This window comes from Paenibacillus sp. ov031, from assembly GCF_900143165.1.
Classification (GTDB): Bacteria; Bacillota; Bacilli; order Paenibacillales; family Paenibacillaceae; genus Paenibacillus; species Paenibacillus marchantiae.
This window is the reverse complement of sequence record NZ_FRDO01000006.1, coordinates 17025-40339: the sequence shown is the minus strand read 5'-3', so window position 1 is coordinate 40339 and position 23315 is coordinate 17025. Positions and strand designations below refer to the sequence as shown.

19 protein-coding genes are annotated in these 23315 nt (G+C 47.4%); 4 read left to right on the top strand and 15 right to left on the bottom strand.

The genetic code is table 11. The annotated features are described in order from the left end of the window. Positions 1–4 precede the first annotated feature (4 nt). The 3 genes from BUA17_RS22385 to BUA17_RS22375 all read right to left on the bottom strand — a co-directional run bounded on the left by BUA17_RS22385 (position 5) and on the right by BUA17_RS22375 (position 2667). Positions 5–475 (bottom strand): SMI1/KNR4 family protein, encoded by a 471-nt coding sequence (locus BUA17_RS22385; protein WP_072735051.1) that lies wholly within the window; start codon positions 473–475, stop codon positions 5–7. A 209-nt stretch (positions 476–684) separates the two neighbouring features. Next, a complete protein-coding gene (locus BUA17_RS22380) occupies positions 685–1785 on the bottom strand; it encodes a threonine aldolase family protein (RefSeq protein ID WP_072735050.1) in 1101 nt (366 codons plus the stop codon). A gap of 6 nt (positions 1786–1791) precedes the next feature. Beyond that, a complete protein-coding gene (locus BUA17_RS22375; protein WP_072735049.1) occupies positions 1792–2667 on the bottom strand; it encodes a LysR family transcriptional regulator in 876 nt (291 codons plus the stop codon). A 137-nt stretch (positions 2668–2804) separates the two neighbouring features. Here BUA17_RS22375 and BUA17_RS22370 point away from each other — a divergent pair, with 137 nt between their 5' ends. The 3 genes from BUA17_RS22370 to BUA17_RS22360 all read left to right on the top strand — a co-directional run bounded on the left by BUA17_RS22370 (position 2805) and on the right by BUA17_RS22360 (position 5299). Further along, positions 2805–3794, top strand: coding sequence for a quinone oxidoreductase family protein (locus BUA17_RS22370; RefSeq protein WP_072735048.1), 990 nt, complete (start codon positions 2805–2807; stop codon positions 3792–3794). A gap of 393 nt (positions 3795–4187) precedes the next feature. Continuing rightward, the gene (locus BUA17_RS22365; protein WP_162842447.1) at positions 4188–4406 is read left to right on the top strand and encodes a hypothetical protein; all 219 of its coding nucleotides are present in this window, start codon (positions 4188–4190) and stop codon (positions 4404–4406) included. A 104-nt stretch (positions 4407–4510) separates the two neighbouring features. Further along, entirely contained in the window at positions 4511–5299 is a 789-nt protein-coding gene (locus tag BUA17_RS22360; RefSeq protein ID WP_053784134.1) for a formate/nitrite transporter family protein, read from the top strand. A 204-nt stretch (positions 5300–5503) separates the two neighbouring features. Here the strand turns inward: BUA17_RS22360 and BUA17_RS22355 are convergent, their stop codons facing one another. The 5 genes from BUA17_RS22355 to fabF all read right to left on the bottom strand — a co-directional run bounded on the left by BUA17_RS22355 (position 5504) and on the right by fabF (position 14288). Continuing rightward, on the bottom strand, positions 5504–6490 hold the full coding sequence (locus BUA17_RS22355; RefSeq protein ID WP_072735047.1) for a WXG100 family type VII secretion target: 987 nt from the start codon (positions 6488–6490) through the stop codon (positions 5504–5506). A 51-nt stretch (positions 6491–6541) separates the two neighbouring features. Further along, positions 6542–7006 carry an acetyltransferase gene (locus BUA17_RS22350; protein WP_139295718.1) on the bottom strand — a complete coding sequence of 155 codons (465 nt, stop codon included), beginning with the start codon at positions 7004–7006 and terminating at the stop codon, positions 6542–6544. A 307-nt stretch (positions 7007–7313) separates the two neighbouring features. Continuing rightward, entirely contained in the window at positions 7314–12299 is a 4986-nt protein-coding gene (locus BUA17_RS22345) for a DUF4132 domain-containing protein (protein WP_072735046.1), read from the bottom strand. Positions 12300–12322: 23 nt separating this feature from the next. After that, complete coding sequence (locus BUA17_RS22340; protein ID WP_063566044.1) at positions 12323–12742, bottom strand: hypothetical protein; 420 nt, start codon at positions 12740–12742, stop codon at positions 12323–12325. Between the two features lie 307 nt (positions 12743–13049). After that, complete coding sequence (fabF, locus tag BUA17_RS22335) at positions 13050–14288, bottom strand: beta-ketoacyl-ACP synthase II (RefSeq protein ID WP_072735045.1); 1239 nt, start codon at positions 14286–14288, stop codon at positions 13050–13052. Positions 14289–14430: 142 nt separating this feature from the next. Here fabF and BUA17_RS22330 point away from each other — a divergent pair, with 142 nt between their 5' ends. Further along, on the top strand, positions 14431–15294 hold the full coding sequence (locus tag BUA17_RS22330) for a helix-turn-helix transcriptional regulator (RefSeq protein ID WP_072735044.1): 864 nt from the start codon (positions 14431–14433) through the stop codon (positions 15292–15294). Between the two features lie 125 nt (positions 15295–15419). Here the strand turns inward: BUA17_RS22330 and BUA17_RS22325 are convergent, their stop codons facing one another. The 7 genes from BUA17_RS22325 to BUA17_RS22295 all read right to left on the bottom strand — a co-directional run bounded on the left by BUA17_RS22325 (position 15420) and on the right by BUA17_RS22295 (position 23207). Next, the gene (locus BUA17_RS22325; protein WP_072735043.1) at positions 15420–16259 is read right to left on the bottom strand and encodes a MetQ/NlpA family ABC transporter substrate-binding protein; all 840 of its coding nucleotides are present in this window, start codon (positions 16257–16259) and stop codon (positions 15420–15422) included. 76 nt (positions 16260–16335) lie between these two features. Then, positions 16336–17007: a methionine ABC transporter permease gene (locus BUA17_RS22320; protein WP_079694970.1), complete on the bottom strand. Its 672-nt coding sequence runs from the start codon at positions 17005–17007 to the stop codon at positions 16336–16338. Further along, on the bottom strand, positions 16994–17812 hold the full coding sequence (locus BUA17_RS22315) for a methionine ABC transporter ATP-binding protein (protein ID WP_072735042.1): 819 nt from the start codon (positions 17810–17812) through the stop codon (positions 16994–16996). The genes BUA17_RS22320 and BUA17_RS22315 overlap by 14 nt, the downstream gene beginning before the upstream one ends. Positions 17813–17943: 131 nt before the next feature. Next, entirely contained in the window at positions 17944–20226 is a 2283-nt protein-coding gene (locus BUA17_RS22310) for an outer membrane protein assembly factor BamB family protein (protein WP_072735041.1), read from the bottom strand. Between the two features lie 109 nt (positions 20227–20335). Further along, complete coding sequence (locus tag BUA17_RS22305; RefSeq protein WP_072735040.1) at positions 20336–21130, bottom strand: energy-coupling factor transporter transmembrane component T family protein; 795 nt, start codon at positions 21128–21130, stop codon at positions 20336–20338. Further along, on the bottom strand, positions 21105–22613 hold the full coding sequence (locus BUA17_RS22300; RefSeq protein ID WP_072735039.1) for an ABC transporter ATP-binding protein: 1509 nt from the start codon (positions 22611–22613) through the stop codon (positions 21105–21107). The genes BUA17_RS22305 and BUA17_RS22300 overlap by 26 nt, the downstream gene beginning before the upstream one ends. After that, positions 22614–23207 carry an ECF transporter S component gene (locus tag BUA17_RS22295; protein WP_072735038.1) on the bottom strand — a complete coding sequence of 198 codons (594 nt, stop codon included), beginning with the start codon at positions 23205–23207 and terminating at the stop codon, positions 22614–22616. Positions 23208–23315: the final 108 nt, after the last annotated feature.

The following is a 23315-nucleotide window of genomic DNA, read 5'->3' as shown; positions in this document are numbered from 1 at the left end:
CCTGTTACTTCATCTGTTCCTGAACCCAAACAGCTGATTCAGCCAGCATCGTCATTAATTCATTAAAGTCCACGGCAATCTCACGAAGAGGCAGTTCTCCCGCATCGTGGATTAACATCAGGACCTTGCCAGAATTTTGATCCAGTATAGCAATGCTTCCTTCGCCAAACCCACCAATTGGAAATGGTTGCAGATCAGCGGGCAACTCGTATTCCTTCTCATATTCACGATATACATCCAGGAACTCGGGATATGCCCAATTCAATTCTTTCACCGAATACAAGGCAGGATCGCCGAAGTTGCATGCACCAAATTCAAGCAAGAGCTCACGATACACTGCGGGCAATTTCACGTTATACTTTTGCTCAAAATCCTCAATGCTCTGTTGCGTTTCAGGAGTACACCCTTCTCCCATTGTTGTATTGTAAGCTTCAACCAAAAGATCACGAATGGGTTCCAATTCTTTCGACTCCACTTGAACTCCTCCTCTATAAATGAAAATCAATGAAATTTTGGTCCAAAAATATGTTCACTATTAACGACACGATGATACCAGAAGCTACATTATTACTGTTATTGCTGCATTAAAGTACCTTTCGTCACCTATCTTTCTTTTCCTGCAACAAAAATACCCTATCCAGCAAGTGGATAAGGCAGAATAAAACATAATAACCATGGCATATTTTAGTTCACATGTTTCCGCAGTTCTTCATCCAGCCATTCCAGCGCTGAACGCAGCTTGTCCTTGGGTACATTCTGATAACGATCCCCCGTTGACAATTCAAAGGCACAGCTATGCGCACTGGTCTGCTGCAAGTATGAAGTAATCCCTATCCCGAATTGCTGAGTCATGGATGCCAGAATACGCTCCACCTCGGCTTGGGCCAAGGGAAAATGTACGTGAAACATATTGGAGACGGGTACTTCTGGCAATGTACTTATACCATGGCACGCATTCAACATGGAGGCGAGTTCCTTGGCTTGCTCATAATAAAGCCCCATTTTGCCAATCCGTTCATTGAAATAATATTGAGAACTAAGAATATATGGATATAGGCCGATCAGATCGCCGCCGTGCCGACGCTTCCATATTTTCGATTCTTGCATAACATCCTTATCCCCTGCCAATATAGCACCAGCAATTCCTCCAATACCTTTATAAAAAGACACGTAGACACTATCGAACAGACTGCAAATCTCGGCTGGTGTCTTCTGATAATAAGGCATGATTTCGAACAGACGTGCCCCGTCCAGATGAAGTTTGATTCCGCGTTCACGGCAATAGGCCGAGATTGCCTCCAACTCTTCATAGGCAGGCAATTGTCCACCAATCTCGCGTTGAGGCAGTTCAAGCAGCAGGCAGGAAATCTCTTCATTTATCCCCTCCACATCTTCCAATCGAATCAATCGGTCCTTATCCGCCAGCAAAATGGATTCAATCTGATGTAACTCTTTCAGTCCGTCCTCTTCATGAATTTCCAGATGAGATAAAGGATGATAGGCTACTCGCTTGATGCCTTTGCGGTCACACCAGATACGTAAGGCGATTTGCTGTGCCATCGTACCACTGGGGAAAAATACAGCCGATTCCTTACCCAGAACGTCAGCCATCTGCTGCTGGAATTGATCAATGATTTTGCCGTTGCCATAATGATCACTATACTGTTCCCCATCCACCTGCTCCAGCGCTTCCTGAAGTACTTTGACTTTACGACTTCCGTGACCGCCTATAATAAACTCTGCCTGATTAAAAGCTTCCGCTAATGTTAACTCTGTATTCTTCAAGGTTATTTACTCCTTTATTGTTCTGGTTTTTTGGTTCGTTATCATCTGCACCAATGCATCCAGCGCTCCGGATCGATGCTCACTCCGTGAATGCACAAATCCTACCTCCAACCTGCGATACGGATCAGACAAAGATAACACTGTAACTTCGCCCCTCCCTTCTGCTTTCGTAACCGAGGAGCGTGGGAGCAATGACACACCCAACCCGGCAGATACGCCATTCATAATGGTGTCCAGTGTTCCGTATTCCATGACATTGAGAGTGTGCACGCCTTGATCTTTCAAAAAGGCTTCTGCCTGCGCACGATGTGTACAGCCTATTTCAAAAAACAACATCGGTTTGCACAATAAATCATGCAGTTCATGGGTTCCGGGTTCGGCAATCAGTACCAACTCTTCGTCGTACACTTTCATATAGTTCAGCTCAGGGTGGTCGATTGGGCCATATATCAAAGCTCCATGCAACTCATGTTGAATGACCTTCTGATTGAGTTCATGTGTACCCCCTGTAATTAACGAATGTTGCACCTTGGGGTAACATAAACGGTATTCAGCGAGCAGCGGCGTAAGAAAACTGGAGGCTGCGGTCTCAATCGCGCCAAGACGGAGTATCCCAGCAGGTGGATTCCCGACCTGCGTTGCCTGCTCCGCTTCATATAACAAATGTAATATTTTATCCGCATATCCCAGCAAATTCTCACCCGCTGGTGTGAGCGTCATGCCCCGGTTGGAGCGATGAAACAGCGGTACTTGCAGCTGATCTTCCAACTGTTTAATTCGTGTTGTTACATTGGATTGCACATAATTCAGCGCTAATGCTGCTTTGCTGATACTGCCTTCGCGGGCAACCGCCTGAAATATTTTTAAATCTCCTGCATCCATGCCCTGATCACCTGCTTGTTATCTATTATCTGAATTGATACTGACATTCATTTTTGTTCATTTTACGTGAATCTGCCCCATCTGTACAATGAGGCTCAGTAGTGAAGTTTTTATATACACAAGGAGGAATTTTGAAAATGAAAGCTATTATACATTCCGGCCATAGCGGCCTTGAAGGTCTTCAATATACAGAGTCAACATCTCGGGCACCAAAAGCCGGTGAAGTACAGATCCAACTAAAATCTGCTGGAATTAATCATCGTGATCTGTTCATCATGGCAGGTCGTACATTCCAAGACTCACCACTCATTCTTGGTTCCGATGGAGCAGGTGTAATCATAGCAATTGGAGATGATGTAGAGAACTTATTTGTAGGTGATGAGGTCATTATTCACCCTACTCTCGGTTGGGACCACGCTGTTGAAGTACCTATTGTGCCCGATATTGTAGGAGGCCCTACGGATGGAACTCTCGCACAATATATTACGCTGCCTGCTAGAAATGCCTTGCCCAAACCCTCTCATCTATCATGGGTGGAAGCAGGGGTGTTGTCCCTTTCGGCTTTGACAGCATACCGCGCCTTATTCACTCGTGGCGGACTTAAGCAGGGTGAACATATCCTCATTCCCGGTATTGGCGGCGGTGTAGCGACCTATGCCCTGCTCATGGCCGTAGCTGCGGGTGCCAAGGTAACCGTTACATCCAGAAGTGAAGCCAAGAGACATGAGGCCCTGCGTCTGGGCGCTTTCCAAGCTCTAGACAGTCATGCAGACTGGAGTCTGCAGAATGATCTTGATCCTGTTGACTTCATCTTGGATAGCATCGGACAAGCCATGTTCCCAAAATATTTTGATATAATCAGACCAGGTGGCCGTATCGTGATGTATGGCGCAAGCTCGGGAGATGATCTGGCTGTTCCAATCCGCTCGATCTTTTTCCCGCAAGTTAGCCTGATTGGCACCTCCATGGGCAGCCGTGAAGAGTTTATTCAGATGCTGCAATGGGTGGAGAAACATGATATACATCCTGTGATCGATGGTATATATCCGCTACAGGACACAGTGAAAGCATTCGAACGTATGGAAAAGGGAGAGCAGTTTGGCAATCTTGCTATACTCGTGGAGTGACATCTGGTTTTAGATGGACCTTCATTAATTAGGTAAAATCATTTTACGATAATGGGGTGAATCCATCTGACCCGTCTCGCTAAACGTACAGCAATTGTTCTTGTCGCGATTATACTTTTGGCCCAAATTCCGATGTTGAAAGCAACCTTTGCCCGCGGGGTAACTACGCTATATGTGAACATAAAGTACCCCGAACGATCCTTTCAATACAGGGATTTCATCTATGAATCTCATTTTGGAAGCTATCTCATTTCTTATGCTGATCAAAACGGACAACTCATTAGCCTGATGCTTGAGCCCAAATTTTTACCGGTGATCGTTACGTATGATCCATTGGATCAACCCATGAAAGACTAGTTTGTTCACTCTATGAATCATTCAGGAGGTATCGATATGGCTAACCATTTGCATTTGGTCGAAAGGGTTCGCAAACTGATGAATGCCGAAGGAACAGAAAATGAACTGGATGAGATGCTAACCGAGTTAGAGCAAGAGATGCCTTACGCGGAGATCAGCAATCTGATTTTCTGGGATGATCGAGACCTGACACCCGAACAGATTGTGGAGGAGGCGCTAGCTGCTCGTCCAATCATTCTTCCGCCCAGCCCTTAGTTCTTATCCTATTAAATAAACATCACAAATCCAGGCCAACCCTCCCCAACTTCCATATTTTCGTTATAATGTAAACAAGACATTAGGAAAACGGGAGGAGAATTATGGAAACGGAAGGTTTACGCAACGTTGAGAAGCTGGCGCTGAAGAAACACAAGATTTACAAACAAAGCTTGATCAGGTACCTTGCACGCTCCATGCTCGCCAGCATGTTTATCGGGTTTGGCGTCATCGTGGCGTTCAAGACGGGTAACTTCTTTTATATGGAGGATTCCCCTTTTACATACCCTATGGCGGCTCTCACGTTCGGCGCGGCAATTATTCTGATCGCCTATGGTGGCGGTGATCTTTTTACAGGAAATACGTTTTACTACACCTATGCTGCCTTACGCAAGAAACTGAAATGGTTCGAAGTGGTGAAGCTGTGGATCGCAAGTTACAGTGGAAATCTGATGGGTGCGGCAGTATTTGCCCTGTTAATCTACCTGACGGGTCTTTTCGATTCATCTCAGGTGAATGGTTTTCTACTGAGTGTCGTAGAGCACAAGATGGAGGCACCAGCCATGCAGCTCTTCTTCCGGGGCATTCTGTGTAACTGGCTCGTATGTTTGGCGTTCTTTGTGCCAATGTTCATGAAGGAGAATGGTGCAAAAATGTTCGCCATGATGCTCTTTGTCTTCTGTTTCTTCATCTCGGGATATGAGCACAGCGTCGCCAATATGTGTACGTTTGCGATTGCACTGGTACTGAACCATCCGGGGACGATCTCATTCGGCGGGGTTATTCACAACCTGATTCCGGTCACGCTCGGCAATCTGGTGGGCGGCGTGCTGCTGATGGGTTTCATGTATTATGCGGTGAACAAACCTTTTCTGGACGAAGAGACACACTAATTTTTGAGCAAAAAAATCCCCCTTATTAGCCCGGTCACCTGACCTTGGCTGGACGGTAAGCCAGACCACAAACACCCGCGCAACCTTTCCATCCTGTGATGAAGGTTGCGCGGGTGTTTGTTTATGGGCAGGCTCACTATGTGCCTGCCCTCGGTTATATCTGCCTTGTATCCGAATGGAGGCTACAAGGCTTGACCCGGTGGCTTAGTTATACTCACGCCACGGAATATATTCAATATCGTTGTCGCCACGCGTGACCACGATCATATTCTCGATTTTGCCCGTATCTTTGTTGGTTCGGTAGATCATCGTACGCGTCTCGCCTTCTTCCGGCACGGAGAACAGGAACTTGTCCGCAACAAAGGAGGAACCGAGCCCTGTCGCATGTTCTGTAAAGGCAGATCCGCTCTTGCTGGTCAACAGCAGGCCGATTCCATAAGCTGTAGCCGTTTGTGCTCCTTTGCCAAAGAGATGCTCCCCTTGACTGGTCGTATGGGTTTGTTCCCAATACTCGTATTTTTTCGTATCCTTGTTGTAATCCACGACGTTACCCTGTTTATCCAAGCTGATGCTGGTCGTTTCACCCTTGTCGCTTTTCACCTGATACGTACCTACAATCGAATCCTCGGTAATTTTCACCGTCTTGCCTGTGTTCGGATCGGTTTGATAGATTTCGTCCTCATATTGAAGCCGAATAACGTTCATGCTGGCCTGAAGCTGCTGCGCCAGTTTCTCGTCACCCATTTCCTCGGCTTTCTTCAACATTTCCTCATAGTTTTTGTAATCCTCGGCGTCCTTCTTATCCCAATCCTCCATATTCTCCGGAGGACCTGACGTTTTGCCCGAGCCATCGCCTTTATGTTTACCGAGGGACGTAAGAGTCTGTGCCGCAGCCAAAGCCACCATAAGAGCTTTGTTCACAACATCTTCATCCGTGGTGCGGAAACGCTCGGCAATTTTCTTGAGTTCGGATTGGATGGACAAGACCAGCTCAAGAACAGACTTCATTGTAGCTTGGGCCGTTGCATAATCGTTATAAAAGCGCTCCCGCTCCATTCCGTCCCAATTGCTGCGCATGACACGGATCTGGCTATCCAATGTGGACATAAACTCCGACAATTGCTGATGTGCCTGGGCGAATTGCCCACTGACTGTATCCAGTTGTTCCGGTGTTACCTTAATCTGTGTCATCCTGCACGCTCCTCTTCGTCATATTCCTCCTATTTCGTGGTCCACCGATCTTTATCTTGCAGCCTGATCTGCCCTGATCTCCAGATGCAGCAGCGGAAACGGATTACCGGAACCATCCAACTCGGAACGACCCATTTGTACAAATCCCATTTTCTCGTAGAATCGGGCTGCTCCAGCATTCTGCTCATTGACATCCACCTTGAGGTGACGACCTTTGATGTTAAGGGTATGGTTGATTAGAAGACGCCCCAGGCCCTGCCCGTGCTGACTGACATCTACAAACAACATTTCAATAAAGTTATCATCCAAACCGATAAAACCAACGGGTTCATTGTCAGCATCCAGCGCTTCCCATACCTCGACTTGCCTTTGCTGCAACACGTCGCTCACTACTTTTTTATAGAACTGGATGTGATGCTCTTCTAAAAACGTATGTGTTGCCCGAACGGCTCTCTCCCAAATCTCGACCAACTTGTTATGATCCTGTTCACGATATGAAGTGATTAACATGTCCAACGTATTCTCCTTTTCCTAGAAAACAATTATGTAAACATCCGATCCTGCGATTGGACTTGGTTAATACATCAAATTTTATATAACTCTACGTATATTTTACCATGCCCAATACTCAATCTGTACCCACCATTACCAATCTTGAGCCAAATTTTTACTGCTATTTAAGGATTCCTTACCAAAAAAACAGAAAATAAAAGGCAGCTAAAGTCACCTTGACCCTGGTGCTCTAGCTGCCTGATATTCGATAAGTTCACTCGGCATCGTCAATCTAATGCCGCTTGGCTGCAGCATCATTCTACATTACTAATCAATGCTGCAATTGTGCAAGGATTTGCGGGTCCTTGATCTTCTTGTCTTCAGCCAATAACATCACTTTGGATAAGATTTCAGCCGTTCTCGGATCTTCATCAAGGAATGGCAGGAATATTCTGCCTCGATGCTGACTGTGCACAGGAACGATATGAAGCGCGCCCGTCGCCTGTTTGAACACATTGCCGCTGCCAAGATGAACGGCATACTCGCCCAGTTCACCATCAATTCGAGCGTAATTTCCATCGAGACGTACGTTATCGACCTTCAACAGACGCAGTGACTCATTCACAATCACATGACGCATCTCAATCGTGGTCAAGCTGGCTTCCGGATCTACTCCGCCAACATGCGCAACGCTAACCACCAAATCAATATCACGCATGACTTCAGAGAAGAAGACCGGCGGTACATCCTTCAACGCAACAGGTTTATACGTTTTTCGATCATAGAACTGCACCGTCTCCAGAGTAGGCGCTTCTGTATCTGCGGGCGAGAACCAGTCTGCCATGGCATAGAGATTGGCAATCAGATTATGCTCATAGCTTACCTTTTGTAGCCCTTCCTCATAGCTGACGGTCCATTGACGTCCTTTAAGCAGAGCAACTGCTTTTTTCGGCTGAATCTGATAACCTGCGTATCGACGGGATACCGTTCCATTAGCAAGCTCATCTTCATTCGGAAGATAGAGTTCACGGAACACCTGCTTGAATGGCTGACGTTCCTGACGGTTGAACAGATCCCGTTGGAATTCACTCCAGCTTCCATTCTGGAACAGATGCAATGGATGCGCAATCAGTAGGCGATCATTTGCCGCCAAGGTTTGTATCGTGCTTGTCGAATCATCCGAAGCCGGAGTAACCAACCCACCGGACGTTACATCGAATCTTCCAAGCTTGTCATCTGCTTGGAACACAAGCGTGCGAACCAGTGGACGAAGAACCGGATTCTGCAGCAGACTTGAAACTTCCTCACTCGTAAAGGATGTTCCTGCCGTCATGGAACGCTCCAATTCCTGTCTTGCCCGGCGATACTGATCAACCAGATCCGTTTTTAATTCCTTCAATTCGGCGATGTATCCATCTTTCTTGAACCGAGCAGGTACAGATTTGAGTGTTTTCCCTTTGCTTACGATGAGCAGTTCCGGCTGGCCTTCTTCATCAATGACCAATTGGGCTGTAGTAGCCTCATCCAGTTCATGCGGCTCAAAATAGGATTTCATCTCATCCAGCTTGCGAGCTTCCATATCCCACATCAGCCGGGTAACATCGGCATATCCTGCATTACGGGCAAGGTTGCCCAGCGCTATCTGGGATACCAGACCTTCACTGGCACGGCGCTGTGCACCAAACTGTTTGCTCTGCATCAGAAATTTCTGAATGAAGTCGTACCGCTCACGCAGATCCTGTTCCCGTTCTTCTGCAAATGGAATCAGGCTGTAGGTCAACAAATGATCTTTATTGCGTTTATCTTCCACGGACTCACGCATATCTTCAAGTTTCAGCTTCCCAAGTGCCGCATCCGCGAACAACTGTGATCTGCGGTGATTGGCTCCCCCGGAGATATATTTGGCACAATCGTACAACAGGCTGAACCGCTCCTCACCGACGGCCTCGTATGCCTCCTCGAACCAGGCGATATCAAATGCGCCTTCGTTAAAGTCCTGAGGTGAAATTGGAGAATAATGAGCCACAATGGTTTCCTTTTCAGCAGTGAACCGTTCATTAATATGGGCATGGAAGTACCAGGCTGCACTTCGCAGTCCTTCCCATCCGAGATGCTTCGCAACAATCTCCATCCATTGCGGAGCGTACATTGCAGCTTCCAGGAGTTTCTTCTCCTGAATGGGATGCTTCGCCAGCAATTGTCCCAGCAGTACTTCGTCCTCTCCATCACGCGGATGGCAAACCTGGATCAGATGGCTGAACGTTTCTTTACGTGTCGTATTGTCACCGTAGCTGTAGATATATCCACGGACAAAGGTATCCTGATCCATGGCAGCAACGAGATGCACCCAATGCTCCATACCTTCAATGCGTTCAAGCTTCATGGCCAGCGTACTTACTTCTGTTGAAAGCTCTCCTCGGGTCAACTCAATCTCCAAAACTCGTTCAACAACGGTTCTTCGCAGTTCTGCCAATACCGGTTTCTCCGTAATCCAGTCGGACCGACTGGATGTCAATTCCCGAATAAACAGGGCACGAGACTCTCCCACAAGCAGCTGCTTGTAGACTTCCTGTACATCAATGAAGTCCAATTCATAGGCACGCAGGTAATCGTTCAGAGTGAGGAAGGAACCTCGGTTACTTTCCTTATTTAATCGGTCGAATTGGCTTAGCGTCTGGAAGTATCGCATGAAACTGTTATCGTCATATACACGATCCCGGACAATATAGAACCATGGGCCAGACAAAAGAGCGAGCATGCCCGATTCCTTTTCCATTTGTTCCTCTGGCATCATTTTCATCAGCGCATAGAGTGTCCGCTCAGCTATTTCAAATGTATCTGACTTATCACTGTCCTCATAAACGGCCTCCATCAGCGTTTTCACCTGATCTGCGTAACGAAGCTCACTGACCATCTTTTTCATGTCCTGGATATATTGAACCGGATAGACCTCTTCGGCAAATTCCTTGCGCCATCCTTCCAGCAGCCAGTGTTTCTCCAACTCACTATATTCGTATATGGTGGAGTAGTAACGGTAATAACTATCCAACTTCTTGTTCAAATCCTCCAAACGGATCGCAAACAAAATTTGCAGCAGTTCTTTACTATCCAGACCACTCTTCTGAACATATTCTCCCCATATGTTATGGAGAGGGAACTGCTCCAATAATTTTATATCTTGCCGCTGATCATAAGGAATGAAGACCATAGCACGCAATGTCGCACCTACAAGCAAGGTTTCTTTGTAGCCCGCATAATATTCTGCCTCATATTCATATTCCCTGTGCTCATGTAGCAACGCATCCAACCCTTCAAGAAACTGCTTCGCTTTTTCCAGGGAAAGGGTAAACATGTCCTTCGGCTTGAAGCCCCCGAGATCACGTTCTTCCTGAAGCAGTGGATTTTCCCATGAAGGATCATACAGGCCGAATCCATTAGCCGCCGTATACCTGCTGCTCTGCTCTGTAAGCTTGTCCAGCAGCTTCTGCTCCTTGGCTGTTGGAGTCTTGATTAACGCTATGATTGGCTGCATCTGCTCCTGCTGCTCCGTGCGTTGTGGATCTGCGGAGATCTCGGTCAACAGTTCCAGCGCACCCAATCGTTGCAGTTCAGTTTTGGATTGTACAAGTCGTTTCAGGGATACCATCAGCTGATCGGTTGGCTGAAGCAATAACACCTGAATGGTCTTCTGACGCAACGATCCCGTTTTCAGTTTGAGCAACGCCTCCATTTGCAGCATCTCTTCGAGCGTCAGTGTCAGCAGCTTGGCTTTGAGCAGAGCATTCTCACGGTTGTTCATGCTCTTATCCGACAGACTGTCAAAAATAAACTGTCTTTGTACTTCATTCTCGGGATGATGGACAAACTGGGACAACAATTCTCCTCGCAAATCCGGGCTTAGCTTGTCTTTGAGCGCAATGACCTCGCCAATCCATTCCGGGTCCATGTCATACGCAGCAAGGTATAGCATTTTTTTCACTATATCATCCGGATCGATTCGATATTGAACCAATTCAAGAACACCGGATGGCCCACCTGCACCTCCCTGCGGAATGTAGGCCAGCATTTGTTTAAACAGATCAAAGTCACGCCGACGCACGGCTTTATCTTCAAAAACAGACAGCGGCCAGACATGAACACTACGTTGATTCTCCCCATTTTCAAAGCTCCAGTTAAACATGTACATGGCATCATAATTCTCAATCACCCAATGCAGCAACTCCAGATCCTGTACTTCAAGATACTGACGTGCCATGTTTAAGCGCAGTCCTCTGTTCTGACTGTTAGCAAGTACGTATTGTACAACAATCTGCTGATATACTTGCCCGTGATCCATGATCTGGATGACTTTTCGCTCCAACTCATTCTCTTCGATGACTGCCGTTGCCCAGAGACTGATAAATAATTGGTTTGCATTGGCACTTTCCTGCCATTCCTCTCGCACCGCAGGATCAGTTAATGCTTGATGTGCTTGTGTAATTAGTTGCGCAGCAACACGCTGATTCGCCGCTTCAATTCCGATCCCTGTCCATACGGCGAGCGCTCTCACTACCGAACTGAACCGAATCAGGTTGTTGTCGATGATTATTTTTAATATGTATATATACGCCTCAAGCGTTCCTTCATCCATCCGTTCCACAATGCTCTGGCGCAAACCCTCCTGCAGTCTGGCTGCTACCAGCAATTCTCCAACCATCTGGTAAGCATCCACCTGATCGCTCATGAAGATACCTTTGATCATTTCAGTGGTCAGCAATGCATTCTGATTGTCGCCATAAATAATATCATGCAGCGCCTGCTTCATATCCCCGGTTTCATGATCCAGTTCATAGGCAATGCAATCCGGTATAACGGCTCTAACCTCATGAAGATAATCAAACTTGTACTCCCGAATGGATACATATTCGTTCAGAGAGAAGCCATGCATCTCCATACGGAACAAGGCAATCATTTTACGAAGAACCTGTCCAATATGCTGTTCGGGATCGGTCGTACGAAATGGTCTGCGCTCATAATTTTTACTATATGGAAAATTGGCGGCACGTTCTACAATGTAACGGAACCGAGCCAAGAAGGATTCACTGACCAGTTGCTCCAAAACATCCAATAATGGACGGAACAATGGAGTTTTCGTCTCAGCATACATACGTTGCAATTGCTGCTCTGCATCCAAATAGGCCTTTTCGTCTTCGCGCAAATAGGTAAATCCAGCCATCTCTGCAACATAGCCCGCGAGTTCCTGCTCCACACCCTTCAGCGATTTTACTTTTTCCTGCAACTCTTGTTGATACTGTTGAACTTTATCTTCCTGATTCATTCCATTCTCCTCCTCGTCACTCTCTACCACAGACGCCCGGCAAGCATTGTAAAGCGAATAAATACCACGTTATCGTCTTCCTTTAAAATCAACGGCTCATCCAGTGCCTGCAACTCTTCCTCATTGAGAAACACTTTAAATAACCCATCTTCATATGCGGTTACAGCTGTATCCATGGCGCCTTCTACATCGGGAACCCCTTCGTTATATATCGTGCCAAAGCCTACTTTTCCTGCTGCTCCCTGCTCTTGAATGTCCTCGGGCATCAGGTAGGCAAGCCATTCTGCTTCATTCTTCTTGTCCTGAAGAGCCTTGAGCTGTTGAGCCACCATGTTCTTAATAAGCTGTCTCAACGTATCAGTTGTTTCCGGAAGTTCGGCAGCTTGTTTGGCAAGTGCCGGCTTGCGTTTACCCAGACTTTTCACCGTAATCCATACATTCACTGCTTACCCTCCTATGTATAGCTTTATGTTAGAAGAAGCCTCTATCAGCCCTTATATCTATACCACCATGGAAAACGGACCAAACTTAAACTTCGGCCTATTTCGTTACCCATTCAATTATACGTACATATGTGCCCCTATTGAACATTTTAACGAATATCCCGACCATATTCATGGGCCATTTCTCATGTTTACATGCAACCAGCGAACTAATGGCCTATATTGCACTTTCGCAGTCGGAACAGTCTTCCCACAGCAAATAAAAAGAGAACAGTGCGCCTTTGGGCAGTCACTGCTCTCTGTAAGCTTACGATGAATATTTCTGCAAAATAATGACCGCATTATGGCCACCGAAGCCAAATGAGTTGGACATGCCAATCTTCAGGTCAGCTTCTCTTGCAACGTTGGGTACATAATCGAGATCACATTCCGGATCGCTCTGCTCTTGATTGATTGTCGGGGGAATGATACCGCTACGCAAGCTTTGAATGAGCGATATGGCTTCCGCCCCACCAGCCGCACCCAGCATATGTCCGGTCATCGATTTGTTTGCTGTTACCGGAATATGATAGGCTTCCGCACCAAACAGCTGCTTAATTGCTCGTGTCTCGGAAAGATCACCCGCTTCCGTACTGGTAGCATGAGCATTAATGACATCAATTTCATGTGGCTGAAGCTGTGCATCCGCCAGAGCGGCTTTCATGGCCAAGTATGCACCACGTCCTTCCGGATGGGTTGCTACCATATGATACGCGTCTGAACTGGCACCATAACCTACGATCTCTGCAAGGATGTTTGCACCTCTCGCAAGGGCGTGGGACAAAGACTCCACAACCAAGACCCCGGCACCCTCAGCCATAACAAAACCATCTCTGCCTGCATCAAATGGTCGACTCGCTCCTTCGTACGCTTCGTTTCGTGTAGATAGTGCCGTCGCATTGCCGAAGCTTGCCAGTGATACTTCGGTGACAGCTGCCTCCGTCCCTCCAGCAAAAATTACATCTGCTCCACCGTGACGGATCAGCCGGAAAGCCTCACCTATCGCGGTGTTGCCGATCGAACAAGCTGTCACTGGCGAGAGAGTGGGTCCCCAACAGCCAAATCTCATGCTCACCATAGCCGCCGCCATATTGGATATCATCATGGGTACCAGTGTTGGACTGACTCTTGCAGGCCCGCGTTCAGACAGGAGTTTACCTTGTTCCATCAGGGTCTGGATTCCGCCAATGCCAGTACCGATATACACGCCTACTCGCTCCCTGTCCACATGATCCATCTCGAGACCGGAGTCAGATAAAGCCTGATCTGCTGCCGCAACAGCAAATTGCACGAACCGGTCCATACGCCGTGCTTCCTTCCGTCCAAACCGTTCTTCTCCGTCAAAATCACGGACCGCCCCTGCTATCTTCGTTTTATAGGACGTTGTATCAAACGCTTCAATTGGCGAAACTCCTGATTTGCCTTCCACCAATCCATTCCAAAATGTATGCACATCATTCCCCAAAGGAGAGATAATCCCCATTCCTGTAATAACAACACGCTCCATAATACATCCTCCTTTAGTGCTCTTTCCATACTTGTTTAGTTAAGTTATGCACTTATATTGCCATTCGTATTATCCTATTACAAGTTGTCAATTATAATAGTATAATGACTACCATGATAAACTCAGGAACGAAGGTGATGGAATGAACCATGATGTCAGGCTGCAGGCACTGTCCGCTTTTCTGAAAAGCCAGCGTTCCAAAATCTCTCCGGAATCCGTCGGATTACCCGCGGGCTCCCGGCGAAGAACGCCTGGATTAAGAAGAGAAGAAGTATCCCAATTGGCAGGTGTGAGCACAACATGGTACACCTGGCTTGAACAGGGCCGAGATATTCAGGTATCTCATTCCGTATTGGATAACATCGCCTCAGCTCTCAGGCTGACAGCGGATGAACGGAAGTATTTGTTTTCCCTTGGTTTGGATTACCATTCGGAACTTCATATCCTGGATGAGAAGCCACTCCAAATTCATCCCTCTTTGCAGAAAATATTGCAGGAACTTCGCAATTGTCCCACAATCATCTCAGACCGACGCTGTCACATTGTGGGCTGGAATGACGCAGCACGGCATGTGTTTATGGACTTTGAACAGATTCCGGCTGAACAGCGGAACATGATCAGCTTGTTGTTTGAACGAAAGGAATTTCGGAGGCTGGCCGTCAATTGGGAGGATTTTGTCAGCGGATTCCTGGCTATTTTCCGTGCTTATTACGGTCAATATGTCGATGATGAATGGTACAACTTGTTTTTGGATGACATGATGGACAGATATCCTGATTTTCAACCCCTTTGGAAACAAAGCAGTGTTAGCAGCGCCCCGGATGTGTTGATTGAATTCAGACATTCCAGAGCTGGCAAAATGCTTTTTGATCTTACCTCACTCCAGGTTCAGGGAAATGCCGATTTGCGGTGCAGCATCTACACACCTGCAACAGACACGGCTACAGAGCGGAAACTGATTCGCCTCATGGAGCCAAAGGTAGAACACGACTCTGACAAAAGCTGATGTTGCTTTTTCTTCTTTACTCCGTAATACAAGTTAACAAAAAAAGACCCAGGCGATGAGGCCTGGGTCTTCATGTTTGTCTTGAACCTATCTGTACAATCATTTCAGTTGCAGATTAACGGATGTTATTTAAACGCCGGGATCGCAATATCTGCATACTTCTCTTCAAAGAAGGCTTTCACTTCAGGACCCGCCATACGCTTCGCCAGCTTCTGAATGGCTTCCGAATCTTTGTTATCTTCCCGGGCAACCAAGGTAATGGCAAAATGGGAATCATCCTTCTCAGTGAACAGCGCATCCTTCTTGGGTGTAAGCCCCAGCGGACTCGCATAGGCTGGCGTCATGGCAACCAGATCCGCATCATCCAGCATGCGGGCCAGCATCAACAGATCCACTTCTTTGAACTTGAAGTTTTTCGTGTTTTCCCTGATGTCTGCTTGCGTTGCATTGAAACCGACGCCTTCTTTCAGCTTGATCAGGCCGTTCTGTTCCATCATCACCAGCGAGCGTCCAATGTTGGACGGATCGTTGGCAATCGCTACCGTTGCACCTTCAGGCAATTCTTCAATGGATTTAACCTTTTTGGAATATGCTCCGTAGATGGCATTGTAGATCGGTTGAACTGCCACCAAGTTAGCGTTATTTGCTTCATTGTACTGATTCATGTAAGGAACGTGCTGGAAGAAGTTTGCGTCTACTTCTTTGTTCGCCAGTGCAGTATTCGGTTGAACGTTATCGGAAAGTACTACAACTTCCAGATTAACGCCATCTTCTTTCAGCAATGGCTTCACAATATCCAGCACATCCGTCATTGGCGGAATCAAAGTAGCTACTTTCAACGTTACTTCTTGTCCGGTTTGAGTGCCTTCCTTATTTCCTTCCGCCGCAGGTGTTTCTTCTTTTTTGCCGCATCCGGCTGCTACGAGCGTCACTGCCAGCAGCATGAGCATTAGTTTTGCTTTCATCTGATATAAACCCCTTCATCATGTAATCTGTATTGTTCATGCTGTAATTCAATCTTTCTGCACTGCTTGTCCTTCTTCAGGATCTGCGATCGAGCCAGCGGGACAGTCTGCTGCCAGTAAATTGGATCATCTGTACCAGGATAATCATAATGATAATCGTAAATACCATGATCTCCGTCTCGAATCGCTGATAACCGTAACGAATCGCAAAATCACCAACACCGCCACCACCGACAATACCCATGACCGTAGAGTAAGAGATAAAGCTGATGGTTGCCGTTGTTAAGCCGAGTACAAGACTTGAGCGAGCCTCCACATACAGGAATTTCACCACAAGCTGTATGGTCGATGCACCCATGGAAGAAGCAGCTTCAACCACCCCTTTCGGGACATCAAGCAAAGCCTGTTCTACCAGTCTGGCGTAATACGCAATGGCGATGACCGAGAGCGGCACGGTTGCTGCGAGCGTCCCGATGGATGTTCCAACGATCAGACGTGTGAACGGAATCATAAATACGACTAGCAGCAGAAACGGGAAGGAACGAATGATGTTGACGAGACTTCCCAGAATCGTGAACAGAGGTCGATTCTGATAACGTTGCCCTTTTCTGAACAGATACAGCAGTGTACCCAGAGGCAACCCGATTAACACGGCTGCCGTGATGGAGATCCCCACCATGACAAACGTCTCTCCGATGGCCTGCCAAATTTCATGCTGATACTTCACAACGGACTCAGGTATCATCATTATGGTCCTCCTGATCGCCATGATTAGAGGTATTTCGTCCGCTCATGGATACATCTTCGCCCATCAACAAGGATGTTAAAAGATCAGGCTTCGGTGCCGGTATGCTTCTTACTTCCGCTTCCGACAGCGTTTTGATGATCCGTCCCTCTTTCATCACCGATATCCGGTCGCAGAGCTTTCGGGCAACCTCCATCTCATGTGTAACGAGTACAATAGTTACCCCCAGCGTTTCATTGACATGACGCAGCACATCCAGAATTCCACTCGTGGTCTGCGGATCAAGCGAAGATGTTGGTTCATCACAGAGCAGCACATCCGGGCGGCTGGCAAGTGCTCTGGCGATGGCAACACGTTGCTTTTGCCCTCCGCTTAACTGTGCAGGATACTGGTTGGCCTTATCTTCAAGTCCGACAAATCTCAATACCTCAAGTCCTCGTGCAACCCGCTCTGTCCGAGAGACGCCAGCGAGTTCCAGAGGCATGCAGACATTGCCACTTACCGTTCGATTGCTGACGAGATTGAAGTGCTGAAAAATCATGCCAATGGACCTCCGTACCTGACGCAGACTCGGCTCACTCATCCGGGTCAAATGCTGCCCATTCACAATGACTTCGCCGTCATCAGGCTTCTCCAATCCATTGAGCATGCGCAGAAGTGTGGATTTCCCTGCACCACTAGAGCCGATAATGCCGTGGATCTCTCCCTGGCCTACTTCCAGGGAAACCGAGCTTAATGCTTCGAATCCCTGATCTTCACGGGACCCACGCTCGTTATAACGCTTGCTTACCCCGTATAATGAAATCATGGGAGATTCCTCCTGCGATTGATCGTACATGGTCCTTCAAGAACACATGAAGAAAGCCCGCACAGCCGATAACCGGAGCGCGAGCAATCCTGTTTATTCATAATAAATCATCATTCGACATGAAACAAGCTTTAACGTGAGATATCTGTGTGCAAATCATTAGCATCATATATACTAAACCGTCCGTTGGATGACCCAATATAGACTTCATTTCCAAGCCGGTTCATGGTTCCATTCTTCGCATCCCGATCACGATGTTCTGGGTTTCCCATCACGACGTCATGCACACGGCCGATCAAGGTACCGTCATTTTTATCCATGATCAGGAGATCCTCACCCATCGGTAGCAAAAGCTGATCTTCACTCACCACGTAACTCCCCTGATTGGTAGGGTATTGAAAGGCAGCAATCGTGTTTTGTGCAGTCCAGCGGGTCTCCCCTGTATCATAAGCAAGGGCTGCCGGATAACCGTTTTTGATTACATATAATTGATCGCCCTCCACAAGTGCGCGTTCGATCTTGTTATTCTGCGTCCACCATTTTTTTTCGGTCTTGGGATCATACAAGGTGGTTATGTAATCCTCGTATTCACCATACATTTCCCCGTTGTTGTTCTCTCGAATGAGCACCATGCCGTCATTCAGCACCTCAATTTGCTGTCCAACCCGGGCCGGAAAATGTGCAAGCTTCTGTCCGTTGTTCAGATCAACCAGCACCCACTGGTCATCCAGCAGCATCCAGCGTTCTGGCTGTGCGGGCACAAACGGATCGATACGAGCAATTCCGTCAAAATAAGGATTCCGTTCGGGATGCTCTATCGTTGACTTCCCTGCTGCAATGCTCCACACGGTGCGGCCTGATCGCGGATCAGCTGCAATCAGTTTATCCTTTTCCCAATACATGACATAAGGATCTTCCGCGCTCTTATTCAATAATTCATAACCGGTCGTCAGTTTTCGCTTCCATAATGTTTTTCCGTTTGCACTGTCCAGCACCGTTAACCAGCTATTGCTTGAGCCTTCAACAACCGCGCTGTCCACAATGACGACATTCTTCGCTGCCGTGATCCCATTCAATCTGAAATTTTGCTTGGGGGTATACTCCCACTCGACCTTTCCGTTCTTCAAGCCCAGATGGCGTATACGATCCACGTATTTTTTCTTGTCAGGGTCATAATCGGTGTAGATTGTAACGTATTGGCGTCCCGCATCCACCTCTGCCTGCTGTCTTCCAAACCCACCATTGATCGCCCATAATTTCTGGCCGGAATGTCGGTCAAGAGCATATATGGAACCTTCGTAATATCCACCGCTAAATCCACCGTCATCCCCTTTCATCAGGAGCACATCCTCCGTTGCTGCTTGTAGAAAGGTGTAATTAATATCCCCCTGATTGGTCCATACCGATTTCCAGTGTAAGGTGGCAGGCAGCATTGTGCCATAGATTTTAGTCGTGAACTGATATTCATCTGAACCACCAAATTCCCAATTAGACACTACACCGTTTTGATCGTCCTGGGGTATATTCCAGCGCGTACGAACCAGCCTGCCGTTCTTGTTAAATGTCACGAGAAAATGAGCATCTGCTCGTTCGTACCGCCAGGTCTTTCCTATGCTCATGGCATAACCCGTATCGTTTAAATTGCCGGAATGCTCTTGCCAATCCGGTTCGCCAAGCCACTGCGCCACCTGTTTTGAGGTCGTTTTTGAATTCAGCACAATATCTATCAAATGACGTATAGTGGACGTGGGCATCGCCAATTGTCTACTGAACCAGCCATCCGCTACCTTGGTACGCTGTGCTACATCCTGTGCCTTAACCCAAAGCAATGCTGGACGATAAGTGGACGATTCCTTGTTCCAGACGCGCGGGGCAATGGACACGCCATACCAGTCCTTCGTCGCTGCAACAATGAACGCCTGCTCTTTCAGGAATGCCCCTGAAGACCATGTTGCCTGACTTCCGGGAAACAGGTACAGCTTGCTGCCCGATTGAAGCTTGAACGTTTGTGGAATGGATTTCGTCAGGCTTCGGCTTTCTTTGGAGGTATACCAGCCAGGTATCCAGAATTCAGTGTAATCGCTACCTTTTAGTTTGACCCATTCCCCGCGAACAGCGTCGATTTGCAAGCTCCCTTGAGCGGAGCTATACCCGTCTATGTCCATCCGATCAGGGGAAACACTGCTCTCGACCACTTGCCTGTAAATAGGTACTCCCTTTGCAACTGTGACCTTATCCCCCTTTTTATAATTAAGCTTCACCGATAGCACTTGCGTTACTGAACCCGAACCTTGCCCCTCCAGCGCCCTGGCATGGTTGTACAACAGCAGTCCCCCCGTGACCAGCACAACTAAGACACCAGCAACGATATTCCACGGGTAGCCCGTCCATTGCCTTTTACGCCCCGTCTTCACGTCAGTCCACTCCAATCATTTGAAGTTATTTCCATTTAAGACGTTTTGAACTAGGAAAAGTTACTGTTACTCCCAAATATATTTACAAGGTACGAAATAATTACAGGTCTCACCTTACATCCAATAGGGTTGAATTATAAGGGAATGTGGTTCCCAATATATAAGCAGCCGTTAACATGATGATAAAATACCCCATAAACCATACATCCGCTCGGGAATACCCGATCTGAATGTAATAGGTCCGGCTCCCGCCTTCCTTGAATCCTTTTGCTTCCATCGCCACCGCCATACGTTGCGCACGGCGAATACTCTGGGCAAGTAGTGGAATTGCATATCGTTTCAGTATGCCGTATACATTCCAGCGGGAACCATGCTGCCTCGTTCCCCGAATGCGGATGGCATAACGCAGCGTCTGGAATTCATCCAGCAAAATCGGAATCATACGCATAGCCGCCAGAAAACTATAGGCATACTTGGGTGGGAGCCTCCACTGCTGCATGAGGGAATAAAAGAGACGGACAGGCTTGGTCGTCAGACCGAACAACAATCCAGCTGCCGCCATACTTAGGGAACGAAATCCTAGGTGCAACCCGCGGTAGAAGCTCTCTTCGGTAATATGAATCAATCCCCACTGAAACCAGGTGGTCTCCCCTTTACCAAACATGATCATACCTGTGGAAGTTGATATAAATACCAGAATGAACGGAGATGCATACAGCAATAATCTGGGCCATGCGTGACCTGTCCAGCCCAGCAGTAACAGCATGACAACTGCCACATTCGCCATTACATTCAGGTTGTGAATAAGGATGACGAAGACAAACAGCAATGTCAGGAAAATCATTTTCAACCCCGGATTCACCGCGTGAAGCCAAGTCTCACGATGAGGAAACGAGAGCTGCATCCGTTAACCTCCCCTCATGCACCGTCCAGATCCGGGTGCAATAACGCTTCACGATTTCACGGTCATGTGTAACCATCACAATGGCGGTCCCTTCACGCCGCAGCCGTTCCAGCTGTGATAACATGGCAAAAGTATTCCGCGCATCCTGTCCAAAGGTAGGTTCATCCAGTAACAAAATACGCTGTTCCCGTACCAGAGCTGATGCTACACTCAGTCGTCGTTTCTGTCCCATCGACAATTGGTATGGATGCCTACCGGACAGCTCACTCAGTCCGAATTGCTCCAGCATATTATCGGTTTTGATAACTCTTTCTTCGGCAGTTAACTTGCCGCTCAGCAAGGAGAATTCCACTTCATCCCGGACTGTATTGGTCACGAATTGAAATTCAGGATTCTGGAATACAAAGGCAATGTGATCTGCAAGCTGCTCGGTTTTTCCGGCCGATTGTCCTTCCACAACATAATGACCTGTCGTTTTTAGAATATTCATCATGGATAGCAATAACGAACTTTTACCTGCCCCGTTAGCCCCGACAATCCCCACCCAATCTCCGTGCCATACCTTGGCCTGTTCCACCTGAATGAAAGGTGTTTTTCCGCGCCATCCGGTGAATTGCTGCATTTCCAGGGCTGGTTGGGGCTGCGCAGAAGCTCGCTCCTCCTTGTTATCCATACTTTCAGTTTCTGTTGCCCCATAACGAATAAACTCTCCTGTGACCAACGTCTGTGCTTTCGTCTGCCCTCGCTCTTCCCAAACTCCTGGATACCAGATTCCGTATTCCCTGAGCATATTCCGCTCATCTGTAAACACCTGATTCGCCGGGCCATCTGCCACAATCTTTCCTTCAGGCGACAATACGATGATTCGGTCCACCCACTCGACGATTTCATTAATTTTATGTTCTACGATAATGAGTGTTTTGTCCTGTGCAATCTGTTTCACCGTTTCCCATACTTGAGAGGTTCCTTCATCATCCAGCAGTGCCGTTGGTTCATCCAAAAAGAGTACGTCTGGCTCCATGGCCAGAATCGAAGCCATCGCAAGACGCTGCTTCATGCCCTGTGACATGGATTGAATGAGTGTTCGATTATGTTCAAAGCATAACCCCACCTGTTCCAGATATCGAAGGATAAGAGCAGGCATCTGCTCGCGTGGAATATTCCGGTTTTCCAATACAAAAGCAATCTCTTCATCCGTATATGACATACAGAACTGGGTATCCGGATCTTGAAAAACAATACCGGGCTGCTCAGGCACCTGAATGTCATCACATTTCATCGGAATCTCCACAGATCGCGGAATCAGACCGCTCAGAATTTGCAGCAAGGTTGATTTGCCAGAGCCGCTTGGTCCAAGCAACAACACTTTCTCCCCTTGACGCACAGAGAGAGACAAGCCTTGAAACACCAAGGCCTTCTCTCCCGGGAACTTACATCTTAGATTCGTAACACCTACCGCTTGCACATTCTTCACTTCATTCATCTAGTCCAACGCCTCATAATCCTGCTTCGACACCGGTCTAAGGGATCGTGTTACACCTGTAAGCTCCAGCGCTTTGGCGAGATAATAGGTGAATACACCCGCAATCAGAATACTTCCAATGAAGCGGAATCCGATAAACAGCGTGTAGTTCCAAGCTGTGAGGGAATCAATGTACCCATACTGATAATCGAGTACAAGCGAAGCCGCTGCTGCACCAATAGCCGCGAGGCAGGTGACGAACAGATTGCTTCTCCGGTACAGAAATGCGGCGAAGAAGATCTCTGCACCCAGCCCTTGCAGCAGCCCATATACCAGTGTCGACATGCCCCACTCACTTCCGAGAAAAGCACTCACCGTGGATGCCGCAACTTCAGCCAGAATGGCTACACCCGGCTTACGAATGATTACAAAGGCAAAGGTGCCCGCCATAAACCACATGCCGTAAATCATCTGCTCCGCATGAACGCCGAATGGCTTCATCAGATCATATGTAGGTCCCCATATTTTGTAGATCACCCCGAAGACTACCGCAATCACAATTGTTACCAAAATATCGGTTAACTTCAATCTGTTGCTGCCTACTGCTGTTGACATGTTCTCTACTTCCTTCCTCTGTTTCCCTTGATTTATAAAATAAACAATAAAACAAACAAAAAAAGCCTCCCCGGTTCACAGGCAGGCCATACGCACAGTTTACAATTC

Bases quoted from the DNA above. Each gene is read 5' to 3' on its own strand.
- BUA17_RS22330 (WP_072735044.1), top strand. From the start codon at position 14,431: ATGAACCATGATGTCAGGCTGCAGGCACTGTCCGCTTTTCTGAAAAGC.
- BUA17_RS22365 (WP_162842447.1), top strand. From the start codon at position 4,188: ATGGCTAACCATTTGCATTTGGTCGAAAGGGTTCGCAAACTGATGAAT.
- BUA17_RS22295 (WP_072735038.1), bottom strand. From the start codon at position 23,207: ATGTCAACAGCAGTAGGCAGCAACAGATTGAAGTTAACCGATATTTTG.
- fabF (WP_072735045.1), bottom strand. From the start codon at position 14,288: ATGGAGCGTGTTGTTATTACAGGAATGGGGATTATCTCTCCTTTGGGG.
- BUA17_RS22305 (WP_072735040.1), bottom strand. From the start codon at position 21,130: ATGCAGCTCTCGTTTCCTCATCGTGAGACTTGGCTTCACGCGGTGAAT.
- BUA17_RS22315 (WP_072735042.1), bottom strand. From the start codon at position 17,812: ATGATTTCATTATACGGGGTAAGCAAGCGTTATAACGAGCGTGGGTCC.
- BUA17_RS22375 (WP_072735049.1), bottom strand. From the start codon at position 2,667: ATGGATGCAGGAGATTTAAAAATATTTCAGGCGGTTGCCCGCGAAGGC.
- BUA17_RS22345 (WP_072735046.1), bottom strand. From the start codon at position 12,299: ATGAATCAGGAAGATAAAGTTCAACAGTATCAACAAGAGTTGCAGGAA.
- BUA17_RS22300 (WP_072735039.1), bottom strand. From the start codon at position 22,613: ATGAATGAAGTGAAGAATGTGCAAGCGGTAGGTGTTACGAATCTAAGA.
- BUA17_RS22355 (WP_072735047.1), bottom strand. From the start codon at position 6,490: ATGACACAGATTAAGGTAACACCGGAACAACTGGATACAGTCAGTGGG.
- BUA17_RS22320 (WP_079694970.1), bottom strand. From the start codon at position 17,007: ATGATGATACCTGAGTCCGTTGTGAAGTATCAGCATGAAATTTGGCAG.
- BUA17_RS22325 (WP_072735043.1), bottom strand. From the start codon at position 16,259: ATGAAAGCAAAACTAATGCTCATGCTGCTGGCAGTGACGCTCGTAGCA.
- BUA17_RS22370 (WP_072735048.1), top strand. From the start codon at position 2,805: ATGAAAGCTATTATACATTCCGGCCATAGCGGCCTTGAAGGTCTTCAA.
- BUA17_RS22360 (WP_053784134.1), top strand. From the start codon at position 4,511: ATGGAAACGGAAGGTTTACGCAACGTTGAGAAGCTGGCGCTGAAGAAA.